The organism is Microbacterium aurantiacum, from assembly GCF_002872075.1.
Lineage (GTDB): Bacteria > Actinomycetota > Actinomycetes > Actinomycetales > Microbacteriaceae > Microbacterium > Microbacterium aurantiacum_A.
Window position 1 is genome coordinate 1 of record NZ_PGGU01000025.1, and the last position, 20,857, is coordinate 20,857.

The 20,857-nt window shown below is 68.7% G+C and carries 19 protein-coding genes; 8 read left to right on the top strand and 11 right to left on the bottom strand.

What is annotated here, in order from left to right:
* Window positions 1-49: 49 nt before the first annotated feature.
* A complete protein-coding gene (locus CUR96_RS15725) occupies window positions 50-454 on the bottom strand; it encodes a VOC family protein (RefSeq protein WP_102194284.1) in 405 nt (134 codons plus the stop codon).
* A 74-nt stretch (window positions 455-528) separates the two neighbouring features.
* On the opposite strand from CUR96_RS15725, the gene CUR96_RS15730 reads away from it, so the two are divergent.
* Complete coding sequence (locus tag CUR96_RS15730) at window positions 529-1,104, top strand: TetR/AcrR family transcriptional regulator (protein ID WP_102194285.1); 576 nt, start codon at window positions 529-531, stop codon at window positions 1,102-1,104.
* A gap of 68 nt (window positions 1,105-1,172) precedes the next feature.
* On the opposite strand, the gene CUR96_RS15735 is transcribed toward CUR96_RS15730, so the two are convergent.
* From CUR96_RS15735 to sucC, 3 genes are all read right to left on the bottom strand, one after another.
* Entirely contained in the window at window positions 1,173-1,964 is a 792-nt protein-coding gene (locus tag CUR96_RS15735; protein ID WP_102194286.1) for a hypothetical protein, read from the bottom strand.
* Window positions 1,965-2,166: 202 nt separating this feature from the next.
* A complete protein-coding gene (sucD, locus tag CUR96_RS15740; RefSeq protein ID WP_102194287.1) occupies window positions 2,167-3,069 on the bottom strand; it encodes a succinate--CoA ligase subunit alpha in 903 nt (300 codons plus the stop codon).
* A 27-nt stretch (window positions 3,070-3,096) separates the two neighbouring features.
* Entirely contained in the window at window positions 3,097-4,263 is a 1,167-nt protein-coding gene (gene sucC, locus CUR96_RS15745; RefSeq protein ID WP_102194288.1) for an ADP-forming succinate--CoA ligase subunit beta, read from the bottom strand.
* A gap of 162 nt (window positions 4,264-4,425) precedes the next feature.
* Here sucC and CUR96_RS15750 point away from each other — a divergent pair, with 162 nt between their 5' ends.
* Window positions 4,426-5,088 (top strand): TetR/AcrR family transcriptional regulator, encoded by a 663-nt coding sequence (locus CUR96_RS15750; protein ID WP_102194289.1) that lies wholly within the window; start codon window positions 4,426-4,428, stop codon window positions 5,086-5,088.
* Window positions 5,089-5,165: 77 nt separating this feature from the next.
* A complete protein-coding gene (locus tag CUR96_RS15755) occupies window positions 5,166-6,401 on the top strand; it encodes an acyl-CoA dehydrogenase family protein (RefSeq protein ID WP_102194290.1) in 1,236 nt (411 codons plus the stop codon).
* Between the two features lie 19 nt (window positions 6,402-6,420).
* Here CUR96_RS15755 and CUR96_RS15760 read toward each other — a convergent pair whose 3' ends face one another.
* Window positions 6,421-6,921 carry a hypothetical protein gene (locus CUR96_RS15760; RefSeq protein ID WP_146008167.1) on the bottom strand — a complete coding sequence of 167 codons (501 nt, stop codon included), beginning with the start codon at window positions 6,919-6,921 and terminating at the stop codon, window positions 6,421-6,423.
* A 95-nt stretch (window positions 6,922-7,016) separates the two neighbouring features.
* Here CUR96_RS15760 and CUR96_RS15765 point away from each other — a divergent pair, with 95 nt between their 5' ends.
* Together CUR96_RS15765 and CUR96_RS15770 are read left to right on the top strand one after the other, a co-directional pair.
* Complete coding sequence (locus CUR96_RS15765) at window positions 7,017-8,468, top strand: phytoene desaturase family protein (protein WP_102194292.1); 1,452 nt, start codon at window positions 7,017-7,019, stop codon at window positions 8,466-8,468.
* A 37-nt stretch (window positions 8,469-8,505) separates the two neighbouring features.
* A complete protein-coding gene (locus CUR96_RS15770) occupies window positions 8,506-9,549 on the top strand; it encodes an ATP-dependent DNA ligase (RefSeq protein WP_102194293.1) in 1,044 nt (347 codons plus the stop codon).
* Here the strand turns inward: CUR96_RS15770 and CUR96_RS15775 are convergent.
* Window positions 9,522-9,968: a MarR family winged helix-turn-helix transcriptional regulator gene (locus tag CUR96_RS15775; protein ID WP_102194294.1), complete on the bottom strand. Its 447-nt coding sequence runs from the start codon at window positions 9,966-9,968 to the stop codon at window positions 9,522-9,524. The genes CUR96_RS15770 and CUR96_RS15775 overlap by 28 nt on opposite strands.
* Before the next feature lie 84 nt (window positions 9,969-10,052).
* Here CUR96_RS15775 and CUR96_RS15780 point away from each other — a divergent pair, with 84 nt between their 5' ends.
* Complete coding sequence (locus tag CUR96_RS15780; RefSeq protein ID WP_219722008.1) at window positions 10,053-11,051, top strand: quinone oxidoreductase family protein; 999 nt, start codon at window positions 10,053-10,055, stop codon at window positions 11,049-11,051.
* Here the strand turns inward: CUR96_RS15780 and ligD are convergent, their stop codons facing one another.
* The 4 genes from ligD to CUR96_RS15800 form a co-directional block, all read right to left on the bottom strand.
* Window positions 11,052-12,104 (bottom strand): non-homologous end-joining DNA ligase, encoded by a 1,053-nt coding sequence (ligD, locus tag CUR96_RS15785; protein WP_102194295.1) that lies wholly within the window; start codon window positions 12,102-12,104, stop codon window positions 11,052-11,054.
* Window positions 12,105-12,147: 43 nt separating this feature from the next.
* Window positions 12,148-13,269 (bottom strand): SseB family protein, encoded by a 1,122-nt coding sequence (locus tag CUR96_RS15790; RefSeq protein WP_102194296.1) that lies wholly within the window; start codon window positions 13,267-13,269, stop codon window positions 12,148-12,150.
* Between the two features lie 28 nt (window positions 13,270-13,297).
* A complete protein-coding gene (locus tag CUR96_RS15795) occupies window positions 13,298-15,763 on the bottom strand; it encodes an ATP-dependent helicase (RefSeq protein WP_102194297.1) in 2,466 nt (821 codons plus the stop codon).
* A 95-nt stretch (window positions 15,764-15,858) separates the two neighbouring features.
* Window positions 15,859-18,687, bottom strand: coding sequence for a lamin tail domain-containing protein (locus CUR96_RS15800; RefSeq protein WP_102194298.1), 2,829 nt, complete (start codon window positions 18,685-18,687; stop codon window positions 15,859-15,861).
* 213 nt (window positions 18,688-18,900) lie between these two features.
* Between CUR96_RS15800 and CUR96_RS15805 the strand changes: the two genes are divergently transcribed.
* A complete protein-coding gene (locus tag CUR96_RS15805; RefSeq protein ID WP_102194299.1) occupies window positions 18,901-19,299 on the top strand; it encodes a YccF domain-containing protein in 399 nt (132 codons plus the stop codon).
* Window positions 19,300-19,308: 9 nt separating this feature from the next.
* Complete coding sequence (locus CUR96_RS15810; RefSeq protein WP_102194300.1) at window positions 19,309-19,770, top strand: hemerythrin domain-containing protein; 462 nt, start codon at window positions 19,309-19,311, stop codon at window positions 19,768-19,770.
* Window positions 19,771-19,793: 23 nt separating this feature from the next.
* Here CUR96_RS15810 and CUR96_RS15815 read toward each other — a convergent pair whose 3' ends face one another.
* On the bottom strand, window positions 19,794-20,780 hold the full coding sequence (locus tag CUR96_RS15815; RefSeq protein WP_102194466.1) for a glycerophosphodiester phosphodiesterase family protein: 987 nt from the start codon (window positions 20,778-20,780) through the stop codon (window positions 19,794-19,796).
* Window positions 20,781-20,857 lie beyond the last annotated feature (77 nt).

Below are 20,857 nucleotides of genomic sequence, written 5' to 3' on the forward strand. Positions count from 1 at the left end.
GGGAGGGGCGGATGCTGCAGCATCCGCCCCTCCCTCCTCGGCGTGCACCTCAGCCGGTGTAGGCCGCGGCGAACTCGGGAGACGGCTCGATCGGCTCGATGACGTCGATGAGCACGCCGCCCGGCGCCTCGATGATGAAGTGGCGCTGCCCGAACGCCTCGTCACGCAGCGGAAGCCGCTCGGCGTGGCCGAGTTCGCCGACCATCCGCGCGTGCTCCGCCGTCGCGTCCGGCACCTCCACGTTCAGCAGAAGTCCCCGCACGGGTTCGCGGAAGCCTTCCGGAATCGTCTGGTGGCTGCGATCGAGGATCGCCAGCTCGCCGCCGGCGAAGCGCAGACTCACGTACCAGTCCGCCTCGAACGTCACCTCGAAGCCGAGCACCTCGCGGTAGAACCGCGTGGCTACGGCGACGTCGTCGACCATCAGCACCGGGTAGAAGCTCGTGATCTTCATCGTCTCTCCTTTTACATACAGCCTGTTTGTATCTTTCGGATAGGATACATACACACCGCATGTAAGGGAAGCCCATGCCCAGAGCATCCGCCGCCGAAGCGGCCGAGACAGCCCGCAGGATCCTTGAGTCGGCGACCGCACATTTCGCCGAACACGGCGTGGCCGCCGCATCCGTCGACGACATCGCGCGGTCGGCCGGAGTCACCCGAGGCGCGGTCTATCACCACTACGCATCCAAGCCGCGGCTGTTCGCGGCTGTGGCGGCCGCCCAGCAGCAGCTCGTCGCCGACGCGATCGTCGCCGCGACGGCCGGGCAGGATGCCGCCGACGCCCTCCGCATCGGAAGCCACGCCTTCCTCGATGCGATCACCCGCGGAGCCGCGGCCCGCGTGCTGCTCGTGGAAGGGCCGGCGGCACTCAGCTGGGCGGAATGGCGACGTGGAGATGCCGAAGGTGCCGAGACTCAGCTTCGTGAGGGCCTGGCGGACGCGGGAGTGGCATCCGCCCTGCTCGACGCCGTGACCGCAGCGCTTTCCGGAGCCATGAACGAGCTGGCCCTGTGGCTCTCACAGCAGCCGAGGGATGAGGCAACTCGCGAGAGCGCTCATCGCGCCCTGGATCTGCTCCTGGACGCGATCATCCCCGCGTGACGTGATCCGGGCATGAAGAAGGCCCCAGAGTGGAGTCCGGGGCCTTCTCTACGATCATACCGTCTTGGTCAGAAGCAGCCGAGCAGCTGCGGGGCCTGCACCATGATGTCGGCGTTCTGGCGAGCGCCGCCGGTCACGTACGCGAGGGTGAACGTGTACGAGAAGAGGACCGTGCCGGTCGACGTCGGCGTGAACGAGACGATCGGCGTCTGCGAGGCGGCGAATGCCGGGTATGCGGACAGCGCGGGGTTGTCGACCGAGATGGCCTTGTCGCCCACGTACCCCTGAACGGCGTTGGGCACCACGACGCCTGCCCCGGCGATCGAGACGTCCAGGTGCTGAGTGCCGAGGTAACCGGCCGAGGTGTAGACCGGCAGCATGAACTCGTACGAGACTCCCTCGTTCACCTCGACCGCGAACTGCAGCGCCACCGACACCGGCACCTGTGAGGCTCCGTCGGTGTTGTCGTGGTCGTCCAGGGAGAGGAAGCCGGTCTCGTTGACCTGGCCACCGCTCTGCCACCAGCTGGCAGGGGTGGGAGCGACAGCGTGGTCGGTCTGCACGTATCCGTTGACCGAGTCGCCAGTCGGCGCCTTGGCCGGAGTCCACCCCGTTCCGAAGAGGCCGTCAGCGGTGGGGAACGAACCGATCGCTCCGTCGCTGGACAGCGGTCCACCGAGGACCTGGAACCCGCCGACGGGAATGACGACGCACTCCGTCGGCGTGGTGGATGCGGCAGCCAGCGGCGTGGCCACCGCGACGGCGATCACCGGCATCGACCAGGCGGCCGCCTTGATGACCGTTCGGCGGTTGATGCCGTGATCGGATGTGGTGTGCGCGAGCGCGCGAGAATGCGTCAAGATACTCTCCCCAGATTTGTCGTGAAAGGCCCCAGCGACCTGTGCGCGCGGCAAAATTGTGCGCGCTAACAATTCGATACGTTAGCATACAAATCGAAGACCTCTCAACGCTGTCCTCGGCCATCCGGTGCCGTCGGATCTTCGTGCCCCACGCACGCAGAAGGCCCCGAGTCGTAACCCGGGGCCTTCCGAACGCCTGGTGCTAGAGCGACTCGATGATCGCACGCATCAGGTCAGCGGTCTCGCTCGGCGTCTTGCCGACCTTGACTCCGGCGGCCTCGAGGGCCTCCTTCTTCGCCTGAGCGGTACCGGCCGAGCCGGAGACGATGGCGCCGGCGTGGCCCATGGTCTTGCCTTCGGGAGCGGTGAATCCCGCGACGTAGCCGACCACCGGCTTGGTGACGTGCGCCTTGATGTAGTCCGCTGCCCGCTCCTCGGCGTCGCCGCCGATCTCGCCGATCATGACGATCGCCTTGGTCTCGGGGTCGGCCTCGAACGCGGCGAGCGCATCGATGTGCGTGGTGCCGATGATCGGGTCTCCGCCGATGCCGATCGCCGTGGAGAAGCCCAGGTCGCGCAGCTCGAACATCATCTGGTAGGTCAGGGTGCCCGACTTCGACACGAGGCCGATCGGTCCCTTGCCGGTGATGTTGGCCGGGGTGATGCCGACCAGCGCCTCACCCGGGGTGATGATGCCGGGGCAGTTCGGACCGATGATGCGGGTCTTGTTGCCCTTGCTCTGCGCGTAGGCCCATGCCTCGGCCGCGTCGCCGACGGGAACACCCTCGGTGATGACGACCAGCAGGGGGATCTCGGCATCGATGGCCTCGATCATCGCGTCCTTGGTGAACGCGCCGGGGACGAAGGCGATCGACACGTCAGCGCCGGTCTCCTTCATCGCCTCGGCGACCGAGCCGAAGACGGGGAGGTCCACTTCGCCCTCGTGCGGCTTCTCGTGGGTGACGGTGGTGCCGGCCTTGCGCGCGTTCACGCCGCCGACGATGTTCGTGCCCGCCTTGAGCATGAGCGCCGTGTGCTTGGTGCCCTCGCCGCCGGTGATGCCCTGGACGATGACCTTGGAGTCCTTGTTGAGGTAGATCGACATTTCTTCAGTCCTTGTGTCTCTTGGGCGTCAGGCGTTGGCGAGCTCGGCGGCCTTGTCGGCGCCCTCGTCCATGGTGGCGGCGACGGTGACGAGCGGGTGGTTCGCCTGCGCGAGGATCGCGCGCCCCTCCTCGACCTGGTTGCCGTCCAGGCGGACGACCAGAGGCTTGGTCGCAGCGTCGCCCAGGATCTCGAGCGCCTTCACGATGCCGTCCGCAACGGCGACGCACGAGGTGATCCCGCCGAACACGTTGACGAACACGCTCTTGACCTGCGGGTCACCGAGGATGACGTCGAGGCCCGCGGCCATGATCTGCGCGTTCGCGCCGCCGCCGATGTCGAGGAAGTTCGCCGGCTTCACGCCGTTGTGGTTCTCGCCTGCGTAGGCGACCACGTCGAGCGTGGACATGACGAGCCCTGCGCCGTTGCCGATGATGCCGACCTCGCCGTCGAGCTTCACGTAGTTGAGGCCGCTCTGCTTGGCCTTGGCCTCGAGCGGGTCTGCGGCGTCCTTGTCCTCGAGCGCCTCGTGCTCGGGGTGGCGGATCTCGGAGGCGTTCTCGTCGAGCGTGACCTTGCCGTCGAGGGCGATGATCTCGCCGTCCTCGGTGCGGACGAGCGGGTTGACCTCGACGAGGGTGGCGTCTTCGCCCTTGTAGACCTCGTAGAGCTTCACGAACACGTCGGAGACCTTCTCGATGAGGTCTTCGGGGAAGTTCGCCGCGCGGGCGATCTCGACCGCCTTCGCCTTGTCGATGCCGGTGAGCGGGTTCACCTCGACGCGTGCGAGCGCCTCGGGCTTCTCGACGGCGAGCACCTCGATCTCCATGCCGCCCTCGACCGAGCACAGGCTCAGGTACGAGCGGTTCGCACGGTCGAGCAGCACCGAGAAGTAGAACTCCTCAGCGATCGCCGCACCCTGGGCGACCATGACGCGCTTGACGACGTGGCCCTTGATGTCGAGGCCGAGGATCGCCTTCGCGGCCTCGTACGCCTCGTCGGGAGTCTTGGCGACCTTGACGCCGCCGGCCTTGCCGCGACCACCGGTCTTGACCTGAGCCTTCACGACGACGACACCGCCGATCTTCTCGGCAGCCGCTTTCACCTCCTCAGGAGTGTCCGCGACGATACCGGCGAGAACCGGCACCCCGTACTTCTCGAAAAGGTCTCGTGCCTGGTACTCGTAGAGATCCACGTGCAGTCCTTCGCTGGTTGCGGCGGGTGGGACGCGACAGAATGTCGGTTGCCGATCGATGAATCGACCCGAGAAACCAGCCTACTACTGGCTGAACGCCCCGCCGGACGGCCCTCGTCATGACACTCGTCGTCGCTCTGGCGCAGGTCTAGGCTTCTCGCTATGCATGACTCCGCAGAACCGCGCTCCGCCGTCGTCGCCGCAGCGCTCGAACTGTTCCAGCAGCAGGGATACGACCAGACATCGGTGGAGCAGATCGCGAAGGCCGCGGGCGTCTCCCGTTCGACGTTCTTCCGCCAGTTCGGCGGCAAGGAGGACGTGGTCTTCGCCGACCACGAGGTACTGCTCGAAGAAGTCCGCGCCTTCCTCGCCGAGGGACACGACGATCCATGGATCGCAGTGTGCGACGCATCCGAGCGGGTCTTCGCCCATTTCGCCCGCGATCCCGAGATGGCCCGCCGCCGCTACCAGATCGTGCGCGAGGTGCCGGCACTGCGCGGCCGGGAGATCATCACGGTGTTCCGCTACGAGCGCCTGTTCGACGAGTACCTGCGCAGCTCTCTGCCCGGTCTCGACCCGCTCGACGCCGTCGGCTACTCCGCCCTCGTCACCGCGGTGCACAACCACGTGCTGCGCCAGCTGCTGCGAGACACGAAGCGCGTGCCGATCTCCACGCTGCAGGATGCTCTCGCCGACGCTCGTCGTCGCTACGGCGTCGGCCCCGAGGCATCCGCCTCCGCACCCGACGACGTCGTCGTGGCCGTGTTCCCCCGGTCGATGCCGATGGCCGAGATCTCCCGTCGGCTGCGAAACGAACTGGGCTGACCGCCTGACGGTTGGGGTGAAACTCAGTCCCTGAGCATATGAAACTCAATGCCGCCAAGGAGTAGAGTGGCGGCACTATGAGCGATGAAGCCCTCCCCTACCCCGGCCAGAGCGTCGAGAGCTACGACACGACCTCGCGGCTCGACAGCGACTACTACGCCGTGTTCGCCGATATCCCTGCGGACGACCGCGCGGCGTGGGATCGCGCGAAGGCGTACATCGACGAGGTCGGACCCCGGATGGCCGATGCCTGGGACCGCGCGGAGTACCCGCTCGACGCCGCCCGCCGCATGGGCGAGATGGATCTCGTCGTCGACGGCATCGAGCATCCCTCTCTCACGCGGCTCTCGCCGCTGGCCGCCGGACTCGTGAACATGGAGATCTCGCGCGGCGACGGATCGCTGGGAACCGTGCTCGCCGTGCAAGGCGGCCTCGCGCTGCGCACACTCGCGCTGTTCGGGTCGCCGGAGCAGCAGGAGAAGTGGCTGACCGGCATGGCCGACGGCTCGGTCTTCGGCTCCTTCGCGCTCACCGAACCCGACCACGGCTCGGACTCGGTGTCGCTGGAGACCGTCGCCCGGCGCGATGGCGACTCCTGGGTCATCCGCGGTGCGAAGAAATGGATCGGGAACGGCGCCTCAGGGGGCGTCACCTTCGTGTGGGCGCGGGTTGACGACGAGAGCGCCGCAGAACACGGCGCGGTGCGCTGCTTCCTCGTCGAACAGGAGACTCCCGGGTACATCGGCACGCCCATCCGCGGAAAGGGCTCGTTGCGCGCCATCCACCAGGCGCACATCCTCTTCGACGACGTGCGTGTGCCGCTCGATGCCGTTCTGCCGGGAGCGAAGAGCTTCAAGGACGCCTCGACGGTGCTCTACGCGACCCGATCCGGGGTCGCCTGGTCGGCCCTGGGCCATGCCACCGCATGCTACGAGGCGGCCCTCGCGTACGCGACCCAGCGCGTGCAGTTCGGCAAGCCGCTCGCGAAGTTCCAGATGGTGCAGGAACGACTCACGCACATGCTCGAGGACCTCACCGCGATGCAGCTCTACTGCCGCCGGCTCGCCGACCTCGAGACGGCCGGCGAACTGCGCCCGACGCAGGCCTCGCTCGCGAAGTTCCACAACACCCGAGCCGCGCGCCGGATCGCCTCGCTCGCCCGCGATCTCCTCGGCGGCAACGGCATCCTGCTGGAGAACGGCGTCATGCAGCACATGGCCGACATCGAGGCCATCCACACCTACGAAGGAACCGAGAGCGTGCAGGCGCTGCTGCTCGGCCGCGACATCACCGGGATGAGCGCCTTCGTCTAGAGGTCCCTCGCCTCGAGGCTCAGGTGCAGCCGCAGTTGCCGGCGGCGCCGCGGACCATGAAGCACACGTCGCACACGCCGTAGTCGCGCTCGTTCGTCGGCGTCGTGCGGTCGCTTCCCGGCGTCGCCGTGCGCGGGGTCGCGGTGCGCGGACGCGACGGGTGCTTCGCACGCGCCGGAGGCGTGGCGCCGGCGATCTTGCTCGGGTGCGTCACGTAGAAGTACGGCGGGCGCCCTTCGCTCGGCTGCAGGACGGCGGGGCGAGACCCCACGACGATCTGCTCGTCCTCGGTGAAACCGTTGGTGTAGGTCTTGCCGATGTGCAGAGGTGCGCCTTCGCCGCGACGGATCGCCTCGATGTAGCGGCCGCGGTCGATCAGGCTCGTGATGCCGACCTGGTTGAGGAGGGCGGAGATGTACTCGTAGTCCTCGACGGCGATCCGGTGCGCGCGCAGCGCTTCCGGCAGGGACTTGTATGGACGGGACGTGCCTGCGGGGGTTGGCCCCTGAACTTCATTCATCCTCTCCAGGATCTCACCTGCGGCGGCGCCCGGATACCACTTCTCGTTCCGACGGGCCGATTGAGCACCGAACAGCCGCATGAAAGACTCGGTTCATGGCACGCGCGACGATCATCGGCTCGGGACCGAACGGCCTCTCGGCAGCCGTGACGCTCGCCCGGGCCGGCTACCAGGTGCGGGTCCTCGAAGCGGCGCCGATCATCGGCGGCGGTGTGAGCAGCGCTCAGTCCACGCTCCCCGGCTTCGTGCACGACATCGGATCGGCGGTGCACCCCGGGGCGTACGACTCGCCGTTCTTCCGCGCCTTCGGCCTCGGCGAACGACTCGACTGGATCGTCCCCGAAGCGGCGTACGCCCATCCGCTCGACGGCGGGCGAGCCGCGATCGCCTGGCACGACCTCGAACGCACGGCCGACGCCCTGGGACCGGATGCGAAGCGGTGGCGAGCGCTGTTGCGCCCGTTGAGTTCGCACATCGACGGCGTGCTCGATTTCACGGGCGGGTCGCTGCTGCGGGTGCCGCGGCATCCGATCACAGCCGTCCGCTTCGCGCTGCGGATGCTGGACCAGGGAACTCCTCTGGCCAAGCATGCCTTCCGCACCGAGGAGGCAGCCGCACTGATCTCCGGAGTCGTCGCACACGCCAACACCGCGCTCCCCTCCCTGACATCCGCCGCCGCCGGCCTGCTGCTCGCCGCCCTCGCCCACGCGGGCGGCTGGGCGTATCCACGGGGCGGAGCCCAGACGATCGCCGACGCGCTCCGCGCCGACCTCGAAGCCCACGGCGGAGCGATCGAGACAGGAACCCGCATCCGGGATCTCGCTTCCCTCGACTGGGGAGACCCCGAGCAGGGCGACCTGCTGCTGCTGAACGGGTCGCCGCGGCTGGCGCTGACCCTGCCCCGCATCCCTTCGCACTACGCACGCGCACTGCGTCAGTATCGGTACGGCGCGGCGGCGGCGAAGGTCGACTTCGCTCTCGACGGTCCTGTTCCGTGGGAGCACCCGGAGGTCGCGCTCGCACCCACCGTGCACGTGGGCGGCACCCGCGCCGAGGTGTGGGCCAGTGAGAACGCAGTCGCACGCGGACGCATCTCCGAACGGCCGTACGTGCTGGCGGTGCAGCCGTCGGGGCTCGACGCCACGCGGGCGCCGGAGGGCAAGGCGGTCCTGTGGGCGTACATGCACGTCCCCGCGGACTCCGACTTCGACCCCACCGAGGCGATCACGCGTCAGATCGAACGCTTCGCACCCGGATTCCGCGATCGCATCCTCGCCAGTCACGCCGTCCGTGCATCCGAGCGCGAGGCGATCAACCCCGCGGCGATCGGCGGCGACATCTTCGGAGGCGCGTTCACGCTGTTGCAGGCGGTGCGCCGCCCCTCGCTGTCGCCCGCTCCCTGGCGCACGCCGATGCGCGGCGTGTATCTCGCCTCCGCATCCACCCCACCAGGTCCCGGCGTGAACGGCATGGCCGGCTGGCACGCGGCGCGCACGGCGCTGGCGGATGCCGACCGCGCCGTCACCCTCGACGACCTCTTCGCCTGACCTATCGCTGACCGCGCAGTCGGTCCAGGATGGAGCCATGCGCTACGTGATCCCCGCCCCGATGCTCGCGAAGGCGGCCGCGGCCGTTCCGGACCCGGCGAAGACCACTGGAGGCCTGCTGTTCGAGCCGAAATGGGACGGCTTCCGCGGGATCCTCGCGTGGGACGGCGATTCGGTCGAGATCGGCTCCCGCGGCGCGAAACCCCTCACCCGCTACTTCCCCGAGCTCGTCGACGCGGCCCTCCGGCTGCTGCCGGGCCCATGCCTCCTCGACGGCGAGATCGTGGTCGCCACCGGCGAGGGCGGAGCGCAGCGACTGGACTGGGAGGCGCTGAGCCAGCGCATCCACCCCGCCGCCTCGCGCGTGACCCGGCTCGCGGCAGAGACCCCGGCGATGTTCGTCGCTTTCGATCTGCTCGCCGAGGGCGACGACGATCTGCTGGACACGCCGTTCCATGAGCGGAGGGCACGCCTCGAGAAGCTCTTCGACGGCGTCGACCACCCGTTCCATCTGACCCGCACCACGCGGGATCGCGATGCGGCTGTCCGCTGGCTCGCCGAGTTCGAGGGCGCCGGACTCGACGGCGTCGTCGCCAAGCCGCTCGACCAGCCGTACGCCCCCGGCAAGCGGACTCTCGTCAAGATCAAGCACGCCCGCACCGCCGACGTGGTGGCGCTCGGCTACCGCATCCACAAGTCGGGATCGGGCGTGGGGTCGCTCCTGGTGGGCCTCTACGACGCCGACGGTGTGCTGCGTCAGGTCGGCGGCGTGGCGGCGTGGAGCGACAAGCGACGCCAGGAGCTCGTCACCGAGCTCGCGCCCCTGGTCGAGCGCGACGAATCGGGAGAGGCGGTCACCGGCGAAGGCGAGCGCTCCCGGTTCAGCGGGGCGAAGGACGTCTCGTTCGTGCGCCTGCGCCCGGAGCGGGTGCTCGAGGTGCGCTACGACCAGCTCGAGGGAGCGCGGTTCCGGCACACCGTGCAGTTCGAACGCTGGCGCCCCGACCGCGAAGCGCGATCGTGCACCTACGACCAGCTCGACACGGTCGCCGGCTACGACCTCGCCGATGTGCTGGCCTGACCCAGCGCCTTGCGCAGCAGCGCCGTCAACTGGTCCTGCTCCTCGGCGGTGAGTCGCCCGACGGCCGTGCGAGCGAACGTGAAGGTCTCCTCGAAACGGCGGTTGAGCTCCTCTCCGCGCGCGGTTCGCGCCACCAGCCGGGCTCGGCGATCATCAGGATGCGGTTCGCGGATCACGAGACCCAAGGCCTCGAGGCGACCGACGATCTGAGTCATGTTGGATGCATCGCAGCCGAGCTCGGCGGCGAGTGTGCCCATGCCGCGACGCTCCCCGACGCGTCCGAGTACGCAGGCCTGGGCCGCGCTCAGCGAATGCTCCGCAGCCGCGATTCCATAGGCACGGTCGTACACATCGACCAGGTCGAACAGAACCGATTCCGCATCCGACGACGTCGAGGTGGGTCCGCTCGGAAGTGCCATCGCCTCAGCGTAGACAAAATGATTGATGCAATCAAACATCTGTGTTTCACTGATGCTTGATCCGATCAAGCAGATGAGGAACTGATGACCGACGAACAGGTGACCGGCCGCCCCACGATGAGGGCCGTCGTCCTCGACCGCTTCGGCGAGTCGGAGGAACTGAAGACGCGAATGCTCCCGGTCCCGGAGGTCGGTGACGACGACGTCCTGATCCGCGTGCACGTCGCCGGGGTCGGGTCCTGGGATGCCGCCGAGCGCCGCGGGGACTTCGACGGCGTCTTCGGAACTCCCACCGTCTTCCCCTACGTGCTCGGCTGGGACGCGGCCGGCACGGTCGCTTCCGTGGGGCGCGACGTCACGCGGTTCCGCGTCGGCGACCGCGTCTACGCCGCGACGACCCCGCTCCCCCGTGGCGGCTTCTACGCCGAGTACGGGGTTGTCGCGGCTGAGCACGTCGCTCCCCTGCCTGAGCGGATGCCGTTCACGCAGGCCGGCGCGATGGCATGGGACGCGCTGACCGCACTGAGCGGCCTCGACCTTCTCGACCTGGAACCGGGCGACGCCCTCATGGTGTTCGGCGCCAGCGGCGGCATCGGCCACCTCGCCCTTCAGCTGGCACGGCATCGCGGACTCCGGGTGCTGGCCGTGGCATCCGGCGACGACGGCGTCGACCTCGCCCGGCGCCTCGGCGCCGACGCCGTCGTCGACGGCCGAAGGGACGATGTGCTGGCCGCGGCAACCGAGTTCGCACCCGGCGGTCTGGACGGGGCGCTGGTCACCGTCGGCGGCGAAACCGCCGAACGAGCCCTCCGGGCGGTCAAAGACTCGGGGCGCATCGCCTGGCCGCACGGCGTCCACCCGCTGCCATCGGACGCGCTGCGACAGAAGGTCTCCTTCTACGACGGCGACCGGAGCAGGTCCGCCGCCGAACGCCTGAACGCGATCATCGACTCGAGCGACTTCGAGGTTCACATCGCCCGGACCTTCGCGCTGGACGACGCACCGAGCGCTCACCGGGCTCTGGGCGATCACTACGTCGGGAAGCTGGCCCTCCGAGTCGCGCCGGACGACCGTCGAGAGTGATCAGCCGTCGGACCTGGAGCCGTCCTCGTCCCAGTTCGCGGCGACCTTCTTGCTCGGCTGCACCCGCGGCGGCTCCCCCGGCATCTTCGGGAACTCCGGCGGGAACGGCAGTTCGCCGAGACCGTCGGACTTGTCGCGCTCCCACCATTCCAGCAGCACGTCGATCCGGCCCGGATCGTCCTGCATGTGCGCCCACGGATCCCCGACCTCGGAGAGCCGCTTCGGGATGCTGCGCACGGTGAACTGCAGCGGGTCCAAGCCGTCCAGCTCGTCCCAGGCCACCGGCGTCGACACGGTCGCGCCGGGCAGCGCGCGCGGACTGTAGGCGCCGGCCATCGTCCGATCGCGGTTGGCCTGGTTGAAGTCGACGAAGATCCTCTCGCCGCGTTCCTCCTTCCACCAGTTCATCGTCACCTGGTCCGGCATCCGTCGCTCCAGCTCGCGGCCGGCGGCGATGACCGCGTGACGCACGACCAGGAACTCGTGCACCGGTTCGATGGGCGCGAACACATGCAGGCCGCGGTTGCCGCTGGTCTTGATGAAGGCCGTCAGGCCGGCTTCGTCCAGCACCTCCCGGAGAGCGTGCGCGGCGACGATGGCGTCCGCGAAATCGGTCCCCGGTTGCGGGTCCAGATCGATCCGCAGCTCGATCGGGTTGTCGGCATCCGCAGCCAGAGACGCCCAGGGGTGGAAGACCACGGTGTTCATCTGCACGGCCCAGACGATGGCCGACGGCCGCGTCAGGACGATCTGCGGATGCTGCCGCCCGCTGTTGTACGTCACCATGACGTCGTCGACGTAGTCGGGCGTTCCCTTCGGCGGGTTCTTCGAGAAGAATCCCTCACTGCCTATGCCGTCACGGAAGCGCTCCAGCGACACCGGCCGGTGCCCGTTCGCCGCGAGGAACGGCTCCGCCACGAGCTGCGCGTACTCGGCGAGTTCCGCCTTGGTGATCCCGGGCTCGGGCCACACCTCGCGGTTCGGACTGGAGAGCGCGACCTCGCGTTCTCCGTCAGGGTCGGCGACGGTCAGGGTCACTCGTTCGGAGGCCATGCTCCGACCCTATGACGCGTCAGCCCAGCGGGGAACCCCCGGGTCAGTCGCCGAGGTCGACGGCCAGCACCAGAACCGGCGCGAGCGCGTCGCGCTCGACGACCAGCGAGGGACCTGCGGGGTCGATGATGACGCCGGCCATCTCGGAATGGCTCGTCAGCACCTTCGCCAACTGTTCCGGCCCGAACGGCAGGGGCCGGTCGCCGCGACCGAGCGCCAGGACCTCGAGGGGATGCGAGAACAGCTGCAGGAACCGCTTGCCGTCCGCCGTCTGCGCCTCGGCGATGCCGACCTGGCCCGATCCGTTGCCGTCGTTCACGGCCACCCACATGCGCTTCGACGCGAGCGCCTCGCCGGCCTTGACCGCGGAATCGGCCTGCCGAGGGGCCGCCAGGATCGTCTTGACCGTCAGATCGGGCTCGGTCTGCTCGAGCGCCTTCTGCAGCAGCTCGGTCGGGAAGACGACACGGTGCGGTGCCGAGGCGTTGTCGACGATCAAACCGGTGAACTCGCCGGCCACGACCTGTTGCAGGACCGAGGTGACGGGCTGGGCGACCGCAGACGTCGCCGCCGGGTCCGTCTCCTGCGCGACGGAGTCGCGGACCGCCGCGGCCGAGCTGAAGGCGAGCATGAACGACCGCTCGCCGTCGCGAGCGACCGCGATCGAGAGCGGCTTGCCCTCGCTGATCTGGGCGCGGGCATCACCGTGCACGCGCAGGTACAGGTGGCCCTGCAAGGTCTGCCGCAGCACGCCGAGGAGCTGCTCGTTGCTCGCACCCTCGGTGAGCTCCTTCAGCGCCTCGCGCAACAGGACGTTGTCCTTCATGCCGGCCACGGTCTCGGTCTGCTCGGGCGGCAGCACCGGAGCCAGCGGAAGCCGGCGCTCCATGGGGGCAGCCGGGACCTGCGGGGCTGCGGGAGTGGAAGCCGGGGCAGACGCCTTCGCCTGCGCGGCATCCGGGTCGGGCAACGAGACCTCGGGACCGGCCTCCGCGCCGACACCGCGGAAGGCCTGCACGGAGATGCCGATCGACGGGACGACTTCGGCGGCCGCCTCCGGGATCGACGACTCGGCAGGAGCTTTCATCGTGACGTCGTCGTCAGCGGCGGACTCCGGGGCTGCGGCCGGAGATTCTTCGGTCTTCTTGCGGGAGAAAAGGCCCATATCTGCCAGCCTAACCCTCGATCCGGGCCTAGATCTTCTCGATCGGGGCGACCTTGATGAGCAGCTTCTTCTGCCCGGCGGTGTCGAATCGCACGTGGGCGATGCGCTTCGCGCCTTCGCCGGTCACGGCATCCACCCGGCCCTCGCCGAAGTCGGAGTGGCGGATGCGGTCGCCTGCGGTGAGTTCGAGATCGCCGTTGTCGCGCATCTTCGCCGTCACCCGGTTCGGGAACTTGTCCATCGCCGTGGAGAGCGGCTTGAGGGAGTCGCCGCCGGAGAGGGGCTTGACGCCGAAGCGGTCTCCGGAACCGGACGAGCCGAACCCGCCGCCGGGCCGTCGGGCGTTCAGCGCCCGGGACTGCGTGCCGCCGCGGGAGTTCACGTCTCCTGGCGACTGCCGCCAGTCCACGAGGCCGGCCGGGATCTCCTGCAGGAAGCGGCTCGGCATCGCGACCGTGACCTCGCCGAACTGCGCGCGGGTCATGGCGAGCGAGAGGTGCAGGCGCTTGCGAGCCCTGGTGATGCCGACGTAGAACAGCCGGCGCTCCTCCTGCGGGCCGCCCGGCTCCCCCGCCGAGATCCGGTGCGGGATCAGATCCTCCTCGACTCCGGTGACGAACACCGCGTCGTACTCGAGGCCCTTGGCGGTGTGCATCGTCATCAGCGACACCGAACCGGATTCGTCATCGAGATCGTCGGCATCGCTGACCAGGGCGACCTCGGTGAGGAAGTCGACGATCGTGCCGTCGGGATTGTTACGGGCGAAGTCCCTGGCGACGGCGACGAACTCGTCGAGGTTCTCGACCCGCGCCTCGTCCTGCGGGTCGCGGCTCTTGCGCAGCGCGTCGAGGTAGCCGCTCTTCGTGAGAAGCAGGCTGAGGCCGTCGGCGACCGTCGTCGGCGCCGGCACCTCACCGGTCGCCGGCAGCATGATCGCGGTCGCCTCGGCGAGGACTGCGTCGAGCTGGGCGATCGCGGCCTGGATCTTCGGGCCGAATCCGAGCTGCGCAGACAGCGACAGCGCGTCGCGGAAGGAGATTCCATGCTCCTCGGCGAATCGGGCGATGGCCGTCTCGGAGACATCGCCGATGCCGCGCTTCGGCTTGTTCAGGATGCGGCGCACCGACATCTCGTCGGCGGGATTCGCGACGGCCACGAGATAGGCGAGTGCGTCCTTGATCTCGGCGCGGTCGTAGAACTTGGTGCCGCCCATGACCTTGTACGGCACGGCCGAGCGGATGAAGATCTCCTCGAGCGCACGGGACTGGGAATTCGTGCGGTAGAAGACCGCCATCTCGGAGTACGGCATGCCCGCACGACGCAGCGCCTCGATCTCGTCGGCGACGAACTGCGCCTCATCGTGCTGCGAGTAGCCGGTGAAGCCGACGATCTTGTCGCCGTCGCCCTTGTCACTCCAGAGCTTCTTGTCCTTGCGGTCGAAGTTGTTGCCGATCACGGCGTTCGCGGCCGACAGGATGTTCTGCGTCGAGCGATAGTTCTGCTCCAGCAGAACGACGCGCGCACCGGGGAAGTCCCGCTCGAACTCGCTGATGTTGCGGATGTCCGCGCCGCGGAAGGCGTAGATGGACTGGTCGGAATCGCCGACCACCGTGAGCGATGCGCCCTCGAGCTCTGGCGAAGTCTCGGGTTCGAAGATCATCATGCCGTTCGAGGCATATGGATCGGGCGCCTCGCTGGACACCGGCCGGGTCAGCTCGTGGATGAGCGAGTACTGGGCGTGGTTGGTGTCCTGGTACTCGTCGACGAGGATGTGCCGGAAGCGGCGCCGGTAGGTGTTCGCCACCTCGGGGAACGCGCGGAACAGGTAGACGGTCTGCCCGATGAGGTCGTCGAAGTCGAAGGCATTCGCCTTCTGCAGCTGCCGCTGATAGTCGGCGAAGAGCTCGACGAAGATCCGCTCCGCCGGGTCTGACATGTTGGCCTGGCGGGCGTAGGAATCGGCATCCGACAGCTCGTTCTTGAGTTTCGAGATGCGCGACTGCACGGATGCCGGAGTCAGGCCATACGCGTCGGCCTCATGCTCCTTGACCAGTCGCTTGAGCAGGGCGCGGGAGTCACCGGAGTCGTAGATGGTGAACGACTTGGTGAAGCCGAACTGCTCGGCCTCGCGACGGAGGATCCGCACGCAGGCGGAGTGGAAGGTCGAGATCCACATGCCACGGGATGCCTCGCCGACGAGTGCGCCGACGCGCTCGCGCATCTCGCCTGCGGCCTTGTTCGTGAACGTGATCGCGAGGATCTGGCTCGGCCATGCCTCACGGGCCCGCAGCAGCGACGCGATGCGGCGCGTCAGCACGCTGGTCTTTCCCGACCCGGCACCCGCCACGATGAGCAGCGCCGGGCCGCGGTACGTCACCGCTTCGAGTTGCTGCGGGTTGAGGCCGGCGAGGAGGTCGTCGGAGGCACCAGCGGACTCCGAGGACGAGGAGCGTGGGCCGGCGGTGGAGGGGACGATGAGTGGGGCGTCGGTCATGGCCTTACGAGTCTAGGCGGCGGTACTGACACCGAGGCACGCCGAGGGTGCCTCGCGAGGGGCGCACGGGCGGACCCGCGCACCCCTCCCCGAGGTCAGGCCGAGCGGCGTCGCCGGCCTGCGATGGCGGCACCGGCCAGCAGCAGCACGAGCGCCAGCGCCACCGAGGCGAGAGGCGCCTCGGCGCCGGTGGCCGCGAGCCCTCCGGCCGGGGAACCCGCACTGGGAGAACCCGTGCCGGGACCCGTCGGCGTCTCCCCACCGGGCGTCTCACCGCCGGGAGTCTCACCGTCCACCCCCGGCAGCGTTCCGGTCCGCAGCGCCTCGGTCGCGAAGCCGTCCGCGAACCACCACACCGGCCGCTGGCTGTCGACCGACAGCGAGGCAGGAGCGGTCGCGAATCCCTCGTTGTTGATGTCGGGCATCCCGGCAGGGCGCTCGAAGTGGGCAAGGCCCGGCTGCGCGGTCCCGTTCAGCGTGATCTCCGCCGAACGGCCCTGGCAGCCGTCGTCGCACACGGCCCACAGCACGCCGCGCACGCTGTCGTAGTCGAGCGCCATGACGCCGGCGAGACCCGGTGCGATCTCCGAGACGAGGTTCGCCCCGCCGTCTGCACCGAGCGCGAACGCGTAGACGTGGCCGTTGTCCTCGATGGCGACGAAGAAGAGGCCGCCGCCGTGACCGGCGTAGTCCGACGGATCGTAGGCGGCACCGGTGCTGTCGTCGAAGAGAGCGCCGGCGAGCGCGGCATCCGGCACCCATTCCACGGCCTCCATCCCGAGGTTCGCGCCCACCGCGGGAAGAAGAGCGGTCAGGTCCCACTCCTGCTGTGCGACGAGATCGCCGGCCGCGGCATCCGGATCCACCTTCAGCACGACGTTCTGGTTCACGCCCTTGTTCGCGTTGTCGCGCTCCGAAGCGACATAGACCGCCCCATCGCCGTCGACCGTGATGCCCTCGGTGTCGGGACCGGCGGCACCGGGGTCCGACGCGTCCTTCTGGAATCGGACGCGCTTTCCCTCGCTCCAGCCGTCGGCCTTCTCGACCGATCCGTCCGCGCGGGCATCGAGCTTCCAGATGCGCCCCTCGCCGTTGTCGACGGCCCACATGACGGCGCCGTCCGCGGTCTCCTGGACGTCGAGACCCGAGCTGTCCTCCAGGAAGGTCGGGGTGTTGTCGAGCGCACGGACCTCGGCGGAGCCGGGCCACGGCGAGAACACGATCTCGCCGGCGCAGACGTTCGCGGCGCCCTTGGTCGACTCCGCCGTCACGGCGAAAGCGCCGGTGATGTCGGCACAGCGCCCCCAGCTCGTGGCCGGATGACCTTCGCCCCAGGTCGTCTCGTCGACGATGAGGTCGCCGTCGAACACGCGCACCGCGTCGCCGCCACCCAGGCCGAAGCCGAGTTGCTCGCGCTCGATGACGAGGTGGCCGCCGGCCGCGATGGAGGTGCCTGCCGGGATCGCGTAGGAGTGCGCGTCGTCATCGTCCTTCACCACGATGCCGGACACGTCCAGAGCCTCGGCCGTGGGGTTCGCGAGTTCCACCCAGTCATCGGGAAAGCCACCGTCGGACTCGATCTCGTTGATGCGCACCGGTCGCCCGCAGGCGTTTCTCATGCCCTTGGTCGAGAGGGCCTGGTCCGCGAAATCGCCGGTGCCGTCGGCGCAGCGCGCCCACACGCCCTCCGCGTGCGCGACGTACGCGTGCTCGGCGACCGTGTTGCCGTTCGCGTCGCGGATCGTCACGGTGTCGCCGTTGCCGAGGCCGAAGCTGAAAGCCGCCGGCTGGTCGAAGACGAAGTACGCGCCCGGATCGAGAACCGTCCCGGCCGGGAGCGGTGCCGCATCCCCGGCGTGCCCGGTCGGATCGTCGTCCATCACGGTCCAGGCGGAGATGTCGACGGCGGCGCTTCCCGTGTTCACGACCTCCACCCAGTCGGTGGCGTCTCCGTTGGACTCGATCTCGTTGATCGCGACATCAGGCATCACGCACGAGTTCGTCGCACCGGGAGTGGCGTGCGCGAGTACGAATGCGCCGACGCCGTCAGGGCAGCGAGCGAGGGTGGCCGCGATGGAGTCCCCGCCGATGGCGGCATGACCGTCCCACATCTGCGTGTCATCGATGAGCGTCCCGGTCGTGTCGTAGAGGCGGATGCGGTCGGCGCTGCCGATGCCGATGGGGTCGCGGAACGCCGCTTCGGCTCCGTCGACGACGCCGATCGTGCTCTCTTCGACGACGAGGAACTCGCCGGCGCCGATGAGCGTATCCGCACGGAACTGCCAGCGGTGATCGTCGGAGTTGTCGCGGATCTCATAGCTGGAGATGTCGAGCGCCTCACTGCCGGGGTTGTGGAACTCCACCCAGTCGGCCGGCTGCGAGTCGACCTCGTTGATCACGATGGAGCCGGCCACCGGCGCCGCCGTGCAGTCGTTCGGTGCTCCCGGAGTCACCGCAGTCGCGTGCGCCCAGTCGCCCGTGCCGTCAGGGCAGCGCGCCCAGACCGCCAGCGGGGCGGTGTTCTCGTAGGCGTATGCGTCCACCTCGGCGCCGGCCGGGTCGTAGAGGACGACCTCGTCGCCCTTGCCGAGTCCGAAATCGAAGTCGACGTCCTTCACCAGCACGAGGAACTCCCCCGGTGCGAGCGTCGCGCCGGCGGGTGCGTGACCGAAGACGTCGCGCTTCTCGTCGGAGACGTACCAGCCGTCCAGGGCGACGGGCTCGGCGCCCGCGTTGTAGATCTCGATCTGATCGGCGAGTCCGGTCGCCGTATCGTCGTAGACGATCTCGTTGAGGACCAGGCCCGAAGGCGCGGCGGCGATGCTGGATTCGGCGCCGGTGGCGGCGAGCGGTGCGGCGAGCAGGACGGCCGCGCTGAGCGCGCAGACCGTCGTGACCGCTGCCGCGGAGTGCAGGCGGGACATGGGGCTCCTGGGCGAAGATCAGAAGGGCGAGGAATCAGAGACTCCGAGCCGAGACGGGTAGGAGTCCAGACCACCGACGCCGCGTGACCGCACGGCGGCGTGCAGGTGGACGCGAGGTGAACGGCCGGCGGCTGATCGGCGCCAGGTCGCACCCGCCCCGGCCGGGTGCCTCTCGTCAGGCGTCGTCCCAGGCTCGACTGCGACAATCACCTCATGCGCACGATCCTCAACATCATCTGGGTCATCCTCGCCGGATGGGTCCTTTTCCTCGGCTATGTGCTGGCCGGCATCCTGCTGTGCATCCCGATCGTGACCATCCCGTGGGCCATCGCGTCGTTCCGCATCGCGCGCTACGCGATCTGGCCGTTCGGACGCGAGGTCATCAGCAAGCCGAGCGCCGGCGTCGGCTCGTTCCTCGGCAACGTGCTCTGGGTGATCCTCGCCGGCTGGTGGCTGGCGATCGGCCACATCGTCTCCGGCATCGCGCTGTGCCTCACGATCATCGGCATCCCGATGGGCATCGCCGACTTCAAGATGGTGCCGATCTCGCTGATGCCCCTGGGCAAGGAGATCGTGTCCACGCGCAGAGGGGCGTTCGCGATCAAGTCCTAGACTTGCCCGGTGGATGCCGAACGACTGATCGCCTGGGATCAGGAGCTGCGCTCCGCGCACTCGCGTCTGCGGGCCGCGTTGTCAGCCACACGCGCGGCTCTGGACGCCGGCGAGACCGCTCCTGAGGCCGCATCCGAGCTGCTGCTGTTCTGCATCGGCTTCTGCTCGGCGCTCGACGGCCACCATCGCAGCGAGGATCGCACGCTGTTCCCGGCGCTGCGCGAAGAGCACCCCGAGCTCTCCGGTGTGATCGACAAGCTCATGCAGGATCACTCGATGCTCTCGCACCTGTTGAACGCCCTGCGCAATGCCGCCGAACGGGACGAGGACGCGGCGTCGATCGAACGTCACCTCGATGGGATCGGCGCGATCATGGAGTCGCACTTCCGCTTCGAGGAACGAGAGATCCTCGCGCCGCTGCGCGCACTGCGGCTCGAGAAGACGGTGCCCGAGGTCCTGGGACCGCTCTGACCCGCGGATCGCGGACGAGACGCTCAGCTGCGGAAGAAGCCCACACCCAGATCGGGGTGATCGACGAACACGCCATCGACGCCGGTGCGCGCGATGGCAGCCCACTCCGACTCGTAGTCGCCGTAGGCGCCGGGTCCGCCGGCACCGCGGAACTCCGCGCCGAGGAACGCGTTCTCCGGGCGGGCGGTCCACGTGAACACCTTGAGGCCGCGCGCATGCGCATCGGTCACGATCGTGTTGCCCTTGGCCAGGAGCATCCGCTTGTTGACGCTGATGCCGTCGACCTTGCCGACCAGTCCGTCGAGTCCGCGCGGCGCGACTGTGGCCTTGTAGGTGAGCGCCTGCTTTCCCTGTGCCACAAGGAGATCGTAGGGGCGCCCGGATGCCTCGATCAGGTACACGTAGGAGGCGACGATGCCGCGCTCCCGCAGTTGTCCCAGCACGGTCGACTCGAAGCACTCGATGATCAGCGGGAGTTCGCCGTCGGCCCAGCCCGAGGCGCGGAGATCGCGCTCGATCAGAGGAGCGAGATCGAGCCCGATGCTCGCGAAGTACGTCGCGTGCTTGACTTCCAGCACCACGCCGATCTCCCGCCCGTGCTCGATCGAGCCGGCGCGGACGATGTCGAGCACGTCGCTCAGTCGCAGGATGGCCTGCGAGCCGTCGAAGCTGGCGCTGGAGAGCCGCACCTCCGGCAGCCGCTCGCGGCCGCGCAGCATGGTCAGCTCTGCCCAGGTGAAGTCCTCGGTGAACCAGCCGGTCAGTGCCTGTCCGTCGACCCGCTTGGTCGTACGGCGGTCGGCGAACTCCGGATGCTCCGCGACATCGGTCGTACCGGAGATCTCGTTCTCGTGGCGCACGACGAGGACGCCGTCCTTCGTGGCGACGATGTCGGGTTCGACGGCGTCGACGCCCATGGCGAGCGCCAACTCGTACGACGATCGACTGTGCTCCGGGCGGTAGCCGGGGGCGCCTCGATGACCGATGACGAGCGGTGATTTCCTGGGCACGCTCTCAGCGTAGAACACGCCGCTGAACGCACCGCGCGGGTATCGTGGAGGAAAGAGACCTACGCACACTTTGGAGT

Bases quoted from the DNA above. Each gene is read 5' to 3' on its own strand.
- CUR96_RS15725 (WP_102194284.1), bottom strand. From the start codon at position 454: ATGAAGATCACGAGCTTCTACCCGGTGCTGATGGTCGACGACGTCGCC.
- CUR96_RS15730 (WP_102194285.1), top strand. From the start codon at position 529: ATGCCCAGAGCATCCGCCGCCGAAGCGGCCGAGACAGCCCGCAGGATC.
- sucD (WP_102194287.1), bottom strand. From the start codon at position 3,069: ATGTCGATCTACCTCAACAAGGACTCCAAGGTCATCGTCCAGGGCATC.
- CUR96_RS15750 (WP_102194289.1), top strand. From the start codon at position 4,426: ATGCATGACTCCGCAGAACCGCGCTCCGCCGTCGTCGCCGCAGCGCTC.
- CUR96_RS15755 (WP_102194290.1), top strand. From the start codon at position 5,166: ATGAGCGATGAAGCCCTCCCCTACCCCGGCCAGAGCGTCGAGAGCTAC.
- CUR96_RS15760 (WP_146008167.1), bottom strand. From the start codon at position 6,921: ATGAATGAAGTTCAGGGGCCAACCCCCGCAGGCACGTCCCGTCCATAC.
- CUR96_RS15765 (WP_102194292.1), top strand. From the start codon at position 7,017: ATGGCACGCGCGACGATCATCGGCTCGGGACCGAACGGCCTCTCGGCA.
- CUR96_RS15770 (WP_102194293.1), top strand. From the start codon at position 8,506: ATGCGCTACGTGATCCCCGCCCCGATGCTCGCGAAGGCGGCCGCGGCC.
- CUR96_RS15775 (WP_102194294.1), bottom strand. From the start codon at position 9,968: ATGGCACTTCCGAGCGGACCCACCTCGACGTCGTCGGATGCGGAATCG.
- CUR96_RS15780 (WP_219722008.1), top strand. From the start codon at position 10,053: ATGACCGACGAACAGGTGACCGGCCGCCCCACGATGAGGGCCGTCGTC.
- ligD (WP_102194295.1), bottom strand. From the start codon at position 12,104: ATGGCCTCCGAACGAGTGACCCTGACCGTCGCCGACCCTGACGGAGAA.
- CUR96_RS15790 (WP_102194296.1), bottom strand. From the start codon at position 13,269: ATGGGCCTTTTCTCCCGCAAGAAGACCGAAGAATCTCCGGCCGCAGCC.
- CUR96_RS15795 (WP_102194297.1), bottom strand. From the start codon at position 15,763: ATGACCGACGCCCCACTCATCGTCCCCTCCACCGCCGGCCCACGCTCC.
- CUR96_RS15800 (WP_102194298.1), bottom strand. From the start codon at position 18,687: ATGTCCCGCCTGCACTCCGCGGCAGCGGTCACGACGGTCTGCGCGCTC.
- CUR96_RS15805 (WP_102194299.1), top strand. From the start codon at position 18,901: ATGCGCACGATCCTCAACATCATCTGGGTCATCCTCGCCGGATGGGTC.